This window comes from Bradyrhizobium sp. CAR08 (genome assembly GCF_052871955.1).
Window position 1 is genome coordinate 172,377 of sequence record NZ_JBIXJX010000003.1, and the last position, 14,308, is coordinate 186,684.

The 14,308-nt window shown below is 65.1% G+C and carries 11 protein-coding genes; 4 read left to right on the forward strand and 7 right to left on the reverse strand.

The annotated features are described in order from the left end of the window. Window positions 1-6 precede the first annotated feature (6 nt). Window positions 7-798, reverse strand: a complete 792-nt coding sequence (locus ACIPUD_RS08285) for a phytanoyl-CoA dioxygenase family protein (RefSeq protein WP_446480366.1) — start codon at window positions 796-798, stop codon at window positions 7-9. A gap of 224 nt (window positions 799-1,022) precedes the next feature. Then, the gene (locus tag ACIPUD_RS08290; protein WP_247474986.1) at window positions 1,023-1,763 is read right to left on the reverse strand and encodes a sulfate transporter family protein; all 741 of its coding nucleotides are present in this window, start codon (window positions 1,761-1,763) and stop codon (window positions 1,023-1,025) included. A 192-nt stretch (window positions 1,764-1,955) separates the two neighbouring features. Here ACIPUD_RS08290 and ACIPUD_RS08295 point away from each other — a divergent pair, with 192 nt between their 5' ends. Together ACIPUD_RS08295 and ACIPUD_RS08300 are read left to right on the forward strand one after the other, a co-directional pair. Further along, window positions 1,956-3,149, forward strand: coding sequence for a CoA transferase (locus ACIPUD_RS08295; RefSeq protein ID WP_446480367.1), 1,194 nt, complete (start codon window positions 1,956-1,958; stop codon window positions 3,147-3,149). Further along, a complete protein-coding gene (locus ACIPUD_RS08300) occupies window positions 3,146-4,093 on the forward strand; it encodes a hydroxymethylglutaryl-CoA lyase (protein WP_247474988.1) in 948 nt (315 codons plus the stop codon). Before ACIPUD_RS08295 ends, ACIPUD_RS08300 begins: the two co-directional genes overlap by 4 nt. Before the next feature lie 300 nt (window positions 4,094-4,393). Here the strand turns inward: ACIPUD_RS08300 and ACIPUD_RS08305 are convergent, their stop codons facing one another. Next, complete coding sequence (locus ACIPUD_RS08305) at window positions 4,394-6,829, reverse strand: heavy metal translocating P-type ATPase (protein WP_446480368.1); 2,436 nt, start codon at window positions 6,827-6,829, stop codon at window positions 4,394-4,396. 50 nt (window positions 6,830-6,879) lie between these two features. Here ACIPUD_RS08305 and ACIPUD_RS08310 point away from each other — a divergent pair, with 50 nt between their 5' ends. Next, window positions 6,880-7,155 carry a metal-sensitive transcriptional regulator gene (locus ACIPUD_RS08310; protein ID WP_007598521.1) on the forward strand — a complete coding sequence of 92 codons (276 nt, stop codon included), beginning with the start codon at window positions 6,880-6,882 and terminating at the stop codon, window positions 7,153-7,155. Window positions 7,156-7,258: 103 nt separating this feature from the next. Here ACIPUD_RS08310 and ACIPUD_RS08315 read toward each other — a convergent pair whose 3' ends face one another. Then, window positions 7,259-8,236 carry a YiiX/YebB-like N1pC/P60 family cysteine hydrolase gene (locus ACIPUD_RS08315; RefSeq protein WP_018459587.1) on the reverse strand — a complete coding sequence of 326 codons (978 nt, stop codon included), beginning with the start codon at window positions 8,234-8,236 and terminating at the stop codon, window positions 7,259-7,261. A 192-nt stretch (window positions 8,237-8,428) separates the two neighbouring features. Between ACIPUD_RS08315 and ACIPUD_RS08320 the strand changes: the two genes are divergently transcribed. Continuing rightward, on the forward strand, window positions 8,429-9,817 hold the full coding sequence (locus tag ACIPUD_RS08320) for a flavin monoamine oxidase family protein (protein ID WP_247474990.1): 1,389 nt from the start codon (window positions 8,429-8,431) through the stop codon (window positions 9,815-9,817). Window positions 9,818-9,959: 142 nt separating this feature from the next. Here ACIPUD_RS08320 and ACIPUD_RS08325 read toward each other — a convergent pair whose 3' ends face one another. Genes ACIPUD_RS08325 through pheS form a run of 3 tightly spaced genes read right to left on the reverse strand, consistent with a single transcriptional unit; the run spans window position 9,960 to window position 14,240 of the window. Further along, complete coding sequence (locus ACIPUD_RS08325) at window positions 9,960-10,730, reverse strand: sulfite exporter TauE/SafE family protein (protein WP_018455726.1); 771 nt, start codon at window positions 10,728-10,730, stop codon at window positions 9,960-9,962. 22 nt (window positions 10,731-10,752) lie between these two features. Then, window positions 10,753-13,161 carry a phenylalanine--tRNA ligase subunit beta gene (gene pheT / locus ACIPUD_RS08330; protein ID WP_377828638.1) on the reverse strand — a complete coding sequence of 803 codons (2,409 nt, stop codon included), beginning with the start codon at window positions 13,159-13,161 and terminating at the stop codon, window positions 10,753-10,755. Continuing rightward, window positions 13,158-14,240, reverse strand: coding sequence for a phenylalanine--tRNA ligase subunit alpha (pheS, locus tag ACIPUD_RS08335; protein WP_027514765.1), 1,083 nt, complete (start codon window positions 14,238-14,240; stop codon window positions 13,158-13,160). Before pheS ends, pheT begins: the two co-directional genes overlap by 4 nt. Window positions 14,241-14,308 lie beyond the last annotated feature (68 nt).

Here is a 14,308-nt window from a genome sequence, read left to right on the forward strand (position 1 = left end):
CTCTGACTATAACGTCAGACCACAAGCCCGACGGATGGCGATCTGAACCGGCGAGGGTGGCAACGCCGGGTCGAACTCGCCTGTTGGCAGCAGCGGCGGCTGTGCCATGAAACGCGGGCGCTTCCCCCGGTGAGGTTGCGCGGCGTGAACCAGGAATGGATGGCAGAGATAAACGGTCCCTGCCGCACCGATTGCCAGTTCAACGTCGCAATCTTCCGTAGAAGCGTAACCGTTGGCAGAGATCTGCTCCAGCGTTGCGCCTGCATCGCCATAGGGCAGCAGCTCCCGGGCGATGGTGGCGTGCGAACCTTTCCGTATCTTCGTTGGCGCATCCTCAGGGCCTACGCCCGAGAACAGGAAGAGCATCAGCAATGCGCGTCCGCTGCTCTTCACATTGAGGCGCCACTGCATGAAATCCGGATTATCGAAGCCGAAACTCATGTCCACATGCCAGCCAACATCACCAGGGGATTCCGGTGAGGGAAAGCGGACCGGAAAAGTTCCGAGCGCATTGGGCGCGATCCAGCGGCGGTCACCCGCGAGTTGGTCATAGGCTTCGTGCAGGATCGGCCTGTTGGCGGCTTCAATGAATGGTGGCGAGGTCTTGGATCCCACCCGAATGACCGGCTGGGTCCAGCTTTCGGGCTCGTGTGGCGATAGACCAATATCCGCCCACAATTCGTCCCTGCATTGTTCCGAAAGGTGCGTGCTGAAAGCGTTCTCGATCTTGATGAAACCGTCGTCGATGAAGTTTAGGACCCGATGAGAGGTCACGCCGATGCGCTCGGTTTTGGGCATTGCACATTTCTCCGTTCGGCCACCGCGTCAGCGCAGCCGTCTTGATCTGATTGGCGCGATACGCCGGAACGACTTGGTCGCTCAGATCAGCGGGAAGAATGTGGACATGAAAATCATGCTGCGTACCTTACGGCGGCGGAGAGCAAAATCAAGATAAGCAGGACGCAGAGCGCCTCTACGAGGGGGCGTCGTATGAGCGCGCCGCGCCGCCAAGTCCGCTTGACCTACCGCATCTGCCGCGCCGGCTCGATCAGCTCGGGCCGCGGACCTGACAGCCGCTTGTGCATGTGAACCATGAAGGCCATGGCGAAGATCGGCGTCGCCAGATTGACGATCGGGATCGAGACGAAGGCTGCGATGAACAGGCCCGCGGTGAAGATGGTGACGGCATTGTCGCGCCGCATCGCCTTGGCTTCCTCCGGCGAGCGAAACCGCATCGCCGCGAGCTCGAAATATTCGCGGCCGAGCAGCCAGGCCGTGGCGAGGAAGAAGACCAGGAAACCGGCGCCGGCGAAAAGCACCAGCGGCAACGCGACCAGATAGACCAGGATCGTCAGCAGCGCGGTCTTGACGCCCTCGTAGATCGCCTGGCTGAACGGCAGCGCGATCCCCGGCCGCTCCGCCGGATAGTGCTCGCGCTCGACGATGTCGGCGACGTCGTCGACGAACACGCTCGCGACCAGCGAGGTGATCGCGGGCATCAGGAACACAGCCCCGAACACGACGCCGAGGCCCGCGGCGATCGAAATGATCCAGGACAACACCTCGAGCGATGAGTGCCAACCCGGACCGAGCAGGCCTTCCAGCCACGCCTCGCCATAGGTGGCAAACCAGCTCAGCAGCCGCTGCAAGCCGATCGCCAGCACGATGATCAGCACCAGTGCGACGCCGATCGACCGCCACAGGATCGAGCGCATCGGCGGCGAGATCATTTGTGACAGCGCCTTGACGGCGGCATCCAGCATGGGAGTTCCTCTCACGAAATCACCCGCGAGAGGTAGACACCCCGGGCCACTTCGGCAAGGGAGATCGCCGGCACCGCTTATGGCCGGATTGACCGCTGGCATCAACGAAGCCACGATGAATTCGGCAAGACCGTTGCTCCACCAACCCGCTTGACAACAAGCGGAACCAGCGCGGCAAAGGAACAGGCGCATATGGCGATGGAAGAATCGGCGGACGGATTGCCGCTTGCAGGCGTGCGCGTGGTCGAGATGACCCACATGGTCATGGGCCCGACCTGCGGCATGATCCTGGCGCAGCTCGGAGCCGACGTGATCAAGGTCGAGCCGCCTGCGGGCGACAAGACCCGGAGCTTGGGGGGCATGGGGACCGCCTTTTTCCCATTGTTCAACCGCGGCAAGCGCAGCGTGGTGCTGGATTTCGAGAAGACTGAGGATCGCGACACCATGCACCGGCTGCTGGCGACCGCCGACGTGTTCCTTGAGAATTTTCGCGACGGCCAGCTCGGTAAGCAGGGGCTTGGCGCGGACGAATTGCGCCGCCGGCATCCGGGTCTGATCATTGCCGGCCACAAGGGATTCCTCTCCGGTCCCTACGAGCACCGCCCCGCGCTCGACGAGGTGGTGCAGATGATGGCGGGCCTCGCCGCCATGACCGGCACCAGCGAAAAGCCTCAGCGCGTCGGCTCGTCCGCCAACGACATCATGGGCGGCATGTTCGGTGTGATCGCGATCCTCGCGGCGCTCTATCAGAAGCGCAGAGGAAAACGCGACGGCGCCGACATCCGCATCGGCCTGTTCGAGAACTGCCTGTTCCTGGTTGCCCAGCACATGGTCGAATACGAGATGACCGGCAACAAGCCGCGCTCGATGCCGGAGCGCGAGCATGCCTGGCCAATCTATGACATCTTCGAGACCGCCGGCGGCGAGCGCATCTTCATCGGCGTCGTCACCGAAGGCCATTGGCAGAGCTTTTGCCGCGAGTTCGGGCTGACTGAATTCCTCGATGATCCCGCCTTGCGCACCACGACCGATCGCATCCTGGCGCGCGGGCGGATCATTCCGCGCGCGGCCGGGATCATCAGGCAGTGGGACGTGGCAAAACTGTCGCAGAGGCTGGATGCGCTCAACATCTGCTTTTCGCCGATCAACCGGCCCGACGATCTCTTCACCGATCCGCATGTGCTGCGGCCGGGCGGGCTCGTCAACAATGTCACCGCCGACGGCAAGCCGTTCCGGGTGCCGGCGCTGCCGATCGAATGGAACGGCAGCCATATCGGCGAAGGCCTGAAGGTCGCGCCGCTCGGCGCCGACACTGCGGCCGTTCGCGCCGAGATCGACCATGAAAATGAAGATGTCACGTCAAAAACAACAGGGAGGCGCGGATGAGCCGGATTCAGGAGATTTACCCCTCAGGGCGCGTCAGCCTGCGCGAAGTCGGCCTGCGCGACGGGCTCCAGCTCGTGAAGAAAATTCCGTCGACCGACGCCAAGCAACGCTGGGTGCGCGAGGAATATGCCGCCGGCGTGCGGCATTTCGAGGTCGGCTCGTTCCTGCCGGCGAAGACTTTTCCGCAATTCGTCGATGTTCGTGATGTCGTCGCGACCGTCGCTTCATTGTCCGGCGCGCATGGCATCGCGCTTGCGCTCAACGAACGCGGCGTGAACGAGGCGCTGGAATCCGGCGTCGGCGAAATCGCCTCCGTGATCTCGGCGACGGAAGAGCACAGCCAGGCCAATGCGCACCGTTCGCGCGAGTCCGCCATCGTCAATCTGAAACGCCTGTGCGAGATGCGCGATGCCACCAGCCACAAGCCGCTCGTCAACGCGGCGATCTCGATGGCGCTGGGCTGCTCGATCACCGGGGCGGTCGACCCTGCAGAAGTGCTGCGGCTGGTCGACAAATGCCTCGAAGCCGGTGTCGATTTCGTCGGCATCGCCGACACCGTGGGCTATGCCGGGCCGAAGCAGGTGGCGGAGCTGACGCGCGCCGCGGTGAAGCTCGCAGGGTCGAAGCCGATCTGCATCCATCTCCACGATACCCGCGGCATGGGCATCGCGAACGCGGCCGCGGCGCTCGACGAAGGCGCGCGGATCCTCGACGGCTCGCTCGGCGGCCTCGGTGGCTGCCCCTTCGCCCCCGGTGCGACCGGCAATGTCGTGTTCGACGATCTCGTGTTCCTGTGCGAGAGCAAGGGCTTTGCGACCGGCATCGATTTGGAGAAGCTGATCACGGTGCGCAGGATCCTGCGCGAGGAGATGCCGAACGAGCAGCTCTACGGCGGCCTCGCTCGGGCGGGATTGCCGGGTGGGAGCGCGGCGAAGGCGGCTTAAATCCGCAAGCGGAACGCCCTTCCCTTCTCCCCCTTGCGGGAGAAGGTGGCGCGAAGCGCCGGATGAGGGGTCTCTCTCCGCAAGCTCGAAGGAAAGTAGTCGCGGAGACATACCCCTCACCCGTCTCGCCGCTTCGCGGCGAGCCACCCTTTCCCACAAGGGGAGAGGGGAACCCACCGCCTGCGCGGCAAATCTACTCATGCCGGTGCGCGTGCTGGCGTGCCTTCGTCGGCTCCGCTTCGTCCAGGCTACGCGCATCTTACCGCGTTTCGTGAACGGTGCGAGAGAGAAGGCGCTCGCTCACAGCCGCGTTGCCCGTAGCCGCAGCGCGTTTCCAACGACGCTGACCGAGGACAGCGCCATCGCGGCCGCGGCGATGATCGGCGACAGCAGCACGCCGAACGTTGGATAAAGGATTCCGGCCGCGATCGGAATGCCTGCGGCGTTGTAGATGAAGGCAAAGAACAGGTTTTGCCGGATGTTGCTCATCGTCGCCTGCGACAGTTTTCGCGCACGCACGATGCCGGTCAGATCGCCCTTCAGCAAGGTGACGCCGGCGCTCTCCATCGCCACGTCCGTGCCGGTGCCCATGGCGATGCCGACTTCGGCTGCGGCCAGCGCTGGCGCGTCGTTGACGCCGTCGCCAGCCATCGCGACGCTGCGGCCGGCCTTCTGCAGCTTTGTCACCACCGCGCTCTTCTGATCCGGCAGCACCTCGGCCTCGACATCGGCGATGCCGAGCCTGCGCGCGACAGCCTCCGCCGTGGTGCGGTTGTCGCCGGTCAGCATGATGACCTTGATGCCTTCGGCCGCGAGTGCCTTCAGCGCCTCCGGCGTGGAAGCCTTGACCGGATCGGCGATCGCGAACAGGCCGGCGAGCCGGCCGTCGACGGCCATGTTGATCACGGTCGCGCCATCGCCGCGCAGCCGTTCGGCCTCGCCATCGAGCGTTTTGGTGTCGATGCCGATCGACATCAGATATTTGGCATTGCCGAGCACGATGGTTTTGGCGTCGACCTTGCCGGTGGCGCCCTTGCCTGTCGGCGAATCGAATTGCTCGACCTGGCCCAGCGCGAGCTGCTTCTCCTTCGCCGCGCGCATGATCGCGTCGGCCAGAGGATGCTCGCTGGCGCGCTCCACGCTGGCGGCCAAGCGGAGGATGTCATCTTCCGCAAAGCCGGCCGCCGGCACGATCGCGACCACCTTCGGCTTGCCCTCGGTCAGCGTGCCGGTCTTGTCGACCACCAGTGTGTCGATCTTCTCCATCCGTTCCAACGCCTCGGCGTTCTTGATCAGCACGCCTGCCTGCGCGCCGCGGCCGACGCCGACCATGATCGACATCGGAGTCGCCAGGCCAAGCGCGCAGGGGCAGGCGATGATCAGCACGCTGACGGCGGCGACGAGGCCGAAGGCCAGCCGCGGCTCCGGTCCGAACCAGGCCCAGGCTGCGAACGCGATGACGGCAACGGCGATCACCGCCGGCACGAACCAGCCCGCGACCTGGTCGGCGAGACGCTGGATCGGCGCGCGCGAGCGCTGCGCGTCCGCGACCATCTGCACGATCTGCGACAGCAGCGTCTCACGCCCGACCTTCTCGGCGCGCATGATGAAGCTGCCGGACTGGTTGAGCGTGCCGGCGATCACCTTCGCGCCCGTCTCCTTGGTGACCGGCATGGATTCGCCTGTTACCAGCGACTCGTCGAGCGAGGAGCGGCCTTCCAGAATGACGCCGTCGACCGGCACTTTTTCGCCCGGCCGCACGCGCAGGCTGTCACCGGCATGAAGGGCGTCGATTTCGACCTCATGCTCGCTACCGTCGGCATCGACGCGGCGCGCGGTCTTCGGAGCGAGCTGCAGCAGCGCCTTGATCGCACCTGAGGTCGCGTCGCGTGCGCGCAGCTCCAGCACCTGCCCGAGCAGCACCAGCACGGTGATGACCGCCGCGGCCTCGAAATAAACCGCGACCGCGCCTTCATGGCCGCGGAAGGTGGCCGGGAAAATCTGCGGCGCGATGGTGCCGATCAGGCTGTAGACATAGGCAACGCCGGTACCCATCGCGATCAGCGTGAACATGTTGAGGTTGCGCGTCAGCAGCGACTGCCAGCCGCGGACGAAGAACGGCCAGCCGGCCCACAGCACCACTGGCGTTGCAAAGACGAGCTGGATCCGATTCGACAGCGTCGCATCGATCCAATTGTGCGGGCCCGCGAGATGGCCGCCCATCTCCAGCACGACGGCCGGCAAAGCCAGCGCGCCGCCGATCCAGAACCGCCGCGTCATGTCGGCAAGCTCGGGATTGGGACCGGTCTCCAGGCTCGCCACTTCCGGCTCCAGCGCCATGCCGCAGATCGGGCAGGTGCCGGGTCCGGCCTGGCGGATCTGCGGATGCATCGGGCAGGTGTAGATCGTGCCTGCGGGCATCTCGGGTTGGGGTGTCTTCTCCTTGGCGAGATATTTTGCGGGGTCGGCAGCGAATTTGGTGCGGCAGCCGGCCGAGCAGAAATGGAAGGTCTCGCCGTGATGGTCGAACCGGTGTTTTGAGGTCGCAGGATCGACCGTCATGCCGCAGACGGGATCGCGGACTGTTGCCGCGGCGCCGTGGTCATGCGCGTGATCGCCGTGCCCGCCGCAGCAGGAGGAGGCCGCGGGCTTGGCGAGCGGCGGAGCTTTGCTGCCACAGCCGCATCCGGAACGTGTTTCCGCGTTGTGACGGTGCTCGAGTTCGGCGTCGTTCATTGCCACGCTCCGGCCTTGCAAGTCATACCCTGGGGGGGTATATAGTCCGCATGCGCAAGGACATCAAGGCATCTGTCGGAAAACGTCTCGGCCGGATCGAGGGGCAGGTTCGCGGCCTCTCGAAAATGGTCGAGGAAGACCGCTATTGCATCGACATCGTCACGCAGATCTCGGCGGTGCGCGCCGCGCTGCGCCGGGTCGAGGAAGAGGTTCTGAAAGATCACGTCGCCCATTGCGTCGAGCATGCGATCGCGAGCGGCGACAAGGCGGACCAGCGCGAGAAGATCGCGGAGCTGATGGCGGTGATTGGGCGGGCGGAGCGGTAGATCGCCGTCATTGTGAGGAGCGTAGCGACGAAGCAATCCAGACTGCTCAGGCAGAGACCTGGATTGCTTCGCTGCGCTCGCAATGACGATAGTGGAGCGACGGCTACGCCGCCCGTTCGCGCGCCCGACCGCGCCGCCTTGGGCGGTCCATGGCCAGCTTCTTCAGCCGCCGGAAGCGCTCCGAGACGGTGACGCGATCGACCGTCTCCGCTGGGTGCGCGCTCACTTCTTCAGCCGGAATCGGCGCCTCTTCGTCAATCGTTTCAGGAACGAGCGGCGGCGCACGGAACGTTTCTGGAAACACACCGAAGGTGCCGGCTACCTCCTCGAGCGGCTTCTGCTTGTCGGCCCAGTGCAAGGCGGTGTAGTCGAAGCCGTGCACGATGGTGGGTTTGACGACTTCGAAATAGGGCGAGATGTCGAAGTCGCGGGGCATGTAGAGCGAGGAATCGCGGATGTGCAGGATCTCGCGGCGGGCAGCACGGCTGCCGGCCTTGGTGATCTTGGGCAGGATCGGGTAACGCACGGCGTCGAACGCTTGCGCGATCAGGGCCGAGCAGATGATCTTGGTGGGATCGCCCGAGCCGATCGAGATCATGCGCCGCCGCCAGCGCTGCGGGATCGGCAGCGGAAACAGAAAGCGCATCAGGTCGACGATGTTCTTGGTGTCGTAGCCGAAGCCGATGCGGTTGATTGCATAGCGGCAGACCGTGGTGCGGTCCTCATAGGACAGCCCGACCGGGCGGCAGACGCGGGTGTGATAGGGAAAATATTTCGACAGCGGCGCGGAGGTGACGCCTTCGCCGATATTGGCCTCGATCAGCACGTGCGGCTCGCCGTCGGGCTCTTCCGCACCCTCGATCGGGCCGACATAGAGTGCGCCGTGGGACCAGGTCGACTGCGTCAGATATTTGATGATGCCCGAGATGCGGTTGTTGCCCTCGACCAGCAGCACGTCGCCGGGCTCGATGACGCCGCGCAGATGCTCCGGGTCGCTCGGCGTGAACGGCTCATAGCCCGGCACCTCCTTCGAGAGGTACGCGGCAATCAGCTTGCCGACTGAGTCCAGGACCGTCCCCATTTCAAAACTCCCCCACGGCCTTTTCCGGCCGTCTTTTTCTCTTCTCTACCATGGTCGGAACGTGTTGCAATTCGGTTCATCGATTTGTGACATCAAGCACGATTGATTCACCATGATGGTTGCCGCGCAACATCAGATACGGCAAGGTTCGCTAGCTGTTCCCGTTTGCCGCAAGTCTCCGGAAACCATGACATGACAATCACGCGCCGCAGCTTCCTATCGGCGTCGGCGGGCCTTGCCGCGATGCCGGTCCTGCGCGCAACCGCCGCGACCCTGCCGCGCGAGGCTGACATTGTCGTGATCGGCGCGGGCGCGGCGGGAATTGCCGCGGCGCGGCGTATCATGGCGGCCAATCGCAAGGTCGTGGTGGTGGAGGCTGCGTCGCAGATCGGCGGCCGCTGCATCACGGATACGACCACCTTCGACACGCCGTTCGATCGCGGCGCGCGCTGGATGCACAATCCCGACACCAATCCGATGATCCGGCTGGCGCGCAGTGCCGGGCTCGACGTTCTGCCGGCGCCCTCAGGCCAGAAGATGCGCATCGGCCGCCGCAACGCACGGGCCGGCGAGACCGAGGAGTTCCTGGCGGCGTTGGTCCGGGCCAACCGCGCCATCGACGAGGCCGCGCGCGGCAAGCTCGATACCGCCTGCGCCTCGGTGCTGCCGAAGGATCTCGGCGACTGGGCCGGGGCGGCCGAGTTCATGTTGGGTGCGAGCTTCGCCGGCAAGGACCTGAAGGAGCTGTCTGTGATCGACAAGGCGCGTGCACAGGATCGCAACGCCGCGATCGCCTGCCGCCAGGGCCTGGGGACCCTGATCACCAAACTGGGTGAGCAGGCGCCGGTCGCACTGTCGACACCGGCGAGCCGGATCGTCTGGAGCAATCGCGACGTCAGCGTGGAGACACAGGCCGGCAGGATCGCCGCCCGCGCGGCCATCATTACGGTCTCGACTAATGTCCTGACCTCGGGCGCGATCAAGTTCGGGCCTGACATTCCGAAGCGCACGCTCGATGCCGCATCAAAGCTCACGCTCGGGAGCTACGATCACATCGTGCTGCAGCTACCGGGCAATCCGCTCGGCCTGTCGCGCGACGACATCCTGATCGAGCAGAGCAACTCGACGCGCACGGCGCTGATGTTCGCCAATATCGGCGGCTCCTCGCTGTGCTCGATCGATGTCGGCGGCTCGTTCGGCCGTGATCTCACCCAGCAAGGCGAGAAGGCGATGACGGCCTTCGCCAGAGAATGGATCACGAAGCTGTTCGGCAGCGAAGTCGCCGCAGCCGTGCAGAAAGCCAGCGTGACGCGCTGGAATGCCTCGCCGTTCGTGATGGGTGCGATGTCGGCGGCCTCGCCCGGCGGTCAGTTCTCGCGAAAAATCCTGACCGAGCCGATCGGCAACATGTTCCTCGCCGGCGAAGCCACGCACGAGACGCTCTGGGGCACCGTCGACGGCGCCTGGGAAAGCGGCGAGCGCGCCGCGGACGCGGCCTTGCGCAAGATCGGCGCGCTCAAGGACGAGCCGGCCGATGTCCCGACGCAGTCCACGAAGAAGCGGCGAGCGCCGCGGCAATAGGCAATTGACCTGGACAAGCGCAGCGCAGATCCAGGACCCATGACCCCAGAAGTCGTTTGGCGAAGACTTTTGGTGGCCAGCTCGCGGTACAAACGCTGGGGTAATGGGTCCTGGCTTTCGCCAGGACGACTCGCGGAGAGACTTACCGTAACACCCCGTCCAGCAGCGGCAGTCCCGCGATCACCGCGAGCGCGATCAGCGCGTAGCAGATGGCGCGAAACACTTTCTCGCTGGCACGGCCGAACAGCGACGCACCGAAGGCGACGCCGATCGCATAGACCGGCCCGACGATGAGCGATAGCACAAGCGATTCGCGTGAGATCAGGCCTGTGGTCGCGTAACTGATCATCGAGAAGAAATCCGACGCGCCGAAGAACAGCAAGATGTTGGCGCGCGCGACGATCGATGCGACCGGGCGGCCGAGCCAGTAGCCGACGATCGGCGGGCCGCCGGTCTGGGCGAGGCCGCTACAGAAGCCGGAGAGGCTGCCGATGCCGACCGAGAGCCACGCGTGGTCCTTGCCGCGATAGCGCCAGCCCGACAGCAGCAAGAGCAACAGCGCGGCGACGAAGCAGGAGATGATCCACCGCGTCGTAACGGGTTCGAGCACGCTGAGGAAATAGGTGCCGACGGGCACGCCGACCAGCGCGCCCAGCACGATCACGGCGGTGGCCTTGCGGTCGGCCTTGCGCCAGGCGTCAGGCAGCAGCGGCGCGGCCGCGACGAAATCGATCACGAGGAGCAGCGCGGCAACCAGACGCGGCGCCGCGATGCTGCTCGCCAACGGCATGAAGATCAGCGCCGAGCCGAAGCCGGAGAAGCCGCGCGCGGTGCCCGAAACGAAAGCGACGGCGCAGAGCGCCATCGCAATGGTGAGGCTGACGTCCTTTGGAAGAAAGTCAGTGAGATTCATGCTCTATGATTCTCGAGCATGATCATGCTCTCAAAGTGCCGCCGGTCTTCTTCGTCACCTCCGCCACGATTTTCGCGGCGACGGCCTCGATCTCCTGGTCGGTCAGGGTCTTTTCGCGCGGCTGAATCGTCACCGCGATCGCGATCGACTTCTTGCCGTCGTCGATGCCCTTACCTTCGTAGACGTCGAACACGTTCACAGCGGTGATCAGCTTCTTGTCGACGCTCTGAGCCGCGCGCACGATGTCGCCGCCCTTCACGGTGCGGTCGACGATAAAGGCGAAGTCACGCGACACAGGCTGGAATGCCGACAGCTCGATCACGGGCTTGGCACGGGTCGGCTTTTTCTTCGCCTCGGGGATGCGGTCGAGGATCACCTCGAACACCATCAGCGGGCCGCCGGCACCGAGCGCCTCGAGCGCGCGCGGATTCATCTCGCCGAAATAGCCGAGCACGTTTTGCGGCCCGATCTGGATCGTACCGGAGCGCCCGGGATGCAGCCAGGACGGGCCGCCCGCGACGATCTGAAGGGCCTGCATTGGTGCGCCGGCGGCGGCGAGTACCGCGAGCGCATCGGCCTTGGCATCGAACACGTCAGCCTGCGCCGAACCCGACCAGTGTCGTCCCAGACCTTGCGACGACGCAAAGCCGCGGCGGAGGCCGCTTGCCGCCATGAACTGATCCTGCGGGCGATCGCCCTTGAACACCTGCCCGACCTCGAATAGCGCGACATCGCTCAAGCCGCGATCGGCATTGGCCTGCGCCGCCGCGATCAGGCCGGCCAACAGGGTCGGACGCATGTCGGACAAATCCGACGCGATCGGGTTGGCGACCTCGAGTTCGCGCTGGCCACCGCCGAACAGCTCTGCGGCTGACTTGGTGATGAAGGACCAGGTCACCGCTTCGATGATGCCGCGGCTCGCCAGCGCGCGCCTGGCGCGGCGGGTGCGGAGCTGGAGCGGGGTCAGCACGGATTTGCGTGCGTCCTCGCCGCGCTCGAACGGCGTCATCGGCACCTTGTCGACGCCGTAGATGCGGACGACTTCCTCGACGATGTCGGCCTTGCCGTGCACGTCGGTCCGCCATGACGGCACCGCGACCTTCACGACGGGCCCCGGGCCCGCCATCATGAAGCCGAGATGAGTCAGGATGCGCTTGATCTCCGGCATCGGTACCTCGATGCCCGAGAGGCGCTTGACCTCGGTCACCGGAAAATCGATCACGCGGTCGTCGCCGAAGCTCTTGCCGACCACGACGTTCTCGGATGGCGTGCCGCCGCACATCTCCAGCACGAGTTTTGTCGCGAGCTCCAGCCCCGGCACCATGAAAGCCGGATCGACACCGCGCTCGAAGCGGTAGCGCGCGTCCGAATTGATGCCGAGCTTGCGGCCGGTCTGGGCGATGTTGATCTCGTTCCAAAGCGCCGATTCGATCAGCACGTCGGTGGTAGTCTCGTCGCAGCCCGAGGCCTCGCCGCCCATGATGCCGGCGAGCGATTCGACGCCGTGCTCGTCCGCGATGACGCAAATCGCGGGATCGAGATTGTAGCTGCGGCCGTCAAGCGCGAGCAGCGTCTCGCCGTCGCGGGCGCGGCGCACCACGAGATTGCCCTTCACTTTCTTCGCGTCGAACACGTGCAATGGCCGTGCGCGGTCGTAGGTCATGAAGTTGGTGATGTCGACCAGCGCGTTGATCGGGCGCAGCCCGATGGCGGTCAGTCGCTTCTGCAGCCATTCCGGCGACGGCCCGTTCTTCACGCCACGCACGAGCCGCAGCGCGAAGCCTGGGCACAGCGCCGCGTCCTCGACCGTGACCTTCACCGGGCAGGGGAATTCGCCCTTGATCGGCTTGATTGTGGGGTCCTTGAACTTGCCCATGTCGGCGGCGGCAAGGTCGCGCGCGATGCCGTGCACGCCGGTGCAGTCCTGCCGGTTCGGCGTCAGGTTGATCTCGACTACGGGATCGCCGAGGCCGGCCCATGCGGCGTAGGCAGCGCCGATCGGCGCATCCGCGGGCAATTCCATGATGCCGTCATGGTCGTTGGAAATCTGCAACTCAGCCGCCGAGCACAGCATGCCGCGGCTCTCGACGCCGCGGATGGTGCCGACACCGAGCGTGATGTCCTTGCCGGGAATATAGGTGCCGGGCGGGGAGAACACGCTGACGAGACCCGCACGCGCATTCGGCGCGCCGCACACCACCTGCACGGGTGCGCCGCCATCACCGGTGTCGACCATGCAGACGCGCAGCCGATCCGCATTCGGATGCTGCTCGGCGGATATCACCTTCGCGATGGTGAAAGGCTTCAGCGCCTTCGCCTTGTCCTCGATGTTCTCGACCTCGAGCCCGATCATGGTGAGCTTCTCGGCGAGCTTGTCCAAGGGCTCGTCGGTGTCGAGATGTTCCTTCAGCCAGGAGAGAGTGAATTTCACGAGCTCAGCCCTCCCGCGAGGGTCGGTACTTCGAGCGGCTTGAAGCCGTAATGGGACAGCCAGCGGACGTCGCTGTCGAACAGCTGGCGCAAATCGGCGATGCCGTATTTCAGCATGGCGATGCGGTCGATGCCCATGCCCCAGGCAAAGCCCTGGTACTCGTCGGGATCGATGCCGCAGGCGCGCAGCACGTTCGGATGCACCATGCCGCAGCCGAGAATCTCGAGCCAGTCCTCGCCCTCGCCGAAGCGGATCTCGCCCTTGTCGCGGCGGCACTGGATGTCGACTTCCAGCGACGGCTCCGTGAACGGGAAGAACGAGGGCCGAAAGCGCATGTTGATGTGGTCCACCTCGAAGAACGCCTTGCAGAACTCGTGCAGGATCCATTTGAGATGGCCGAGATGGGAGTGCTTGTCGATGACGAGGCCTTCGACCTGGTGGAATTGCGGCGTGTGGGTCGCGTCCGAATCGATGCGATAGGTGCGGCCCGGGCAGATCACGCGGATCGGCGGCTTCTGGCTCAGCATGGTGCGCACCTGCACCGGCGAGGTGTGGGTGCGCAACAGCATGCGGGAGCCGTCCTCCTTCGGGTGGAAGAAGAACGTGTCGTGCATCTCGCGCGCGGGATGGCCTTCCGGAAAATTCAGCTTGGTGAAGTTGTAGTCGTCGGTTTCGATATCGGGGCCTTCGGCAACCGAGAATCCCATGTCGGCGAAGATCGTGGTCAGCTCGTCCCAGACCTGGCTCAGCGGATGGATGCGGCCGGCCTCGGCGGGCGCATCGCGCAGCGGCAGGGTGACGTCGATGGTTTCCGACGCAAGCCGCGCGTCGAGCGCCGCCGATTTCAAGACGTCGCGCCGCGCGGCGAGCGCCTCGGTGACCTTGTCCTTGGCCTGGTTGATCGCGGCGCCTTGCGTCTTGCGCTCGTCCGGGGACATTTTTCCGAGCGTGGCAAGCAGCGCCGAGATCGAACCCTTCTTGCCGAGGGCTGCGACGCGCACCGCTTCGAGGGCGGCCTCGTCGCCGGCGGCGGCGATCTGGTCGAGGATGGATGTTTCGAGCATTGCGAGGTCGGACACGGTCAAATCCCTGCTGCCAAATTCGGCTGGGTTGTCGCCGCCCGAAGGCCGTAACGTCAAGCGAAAAG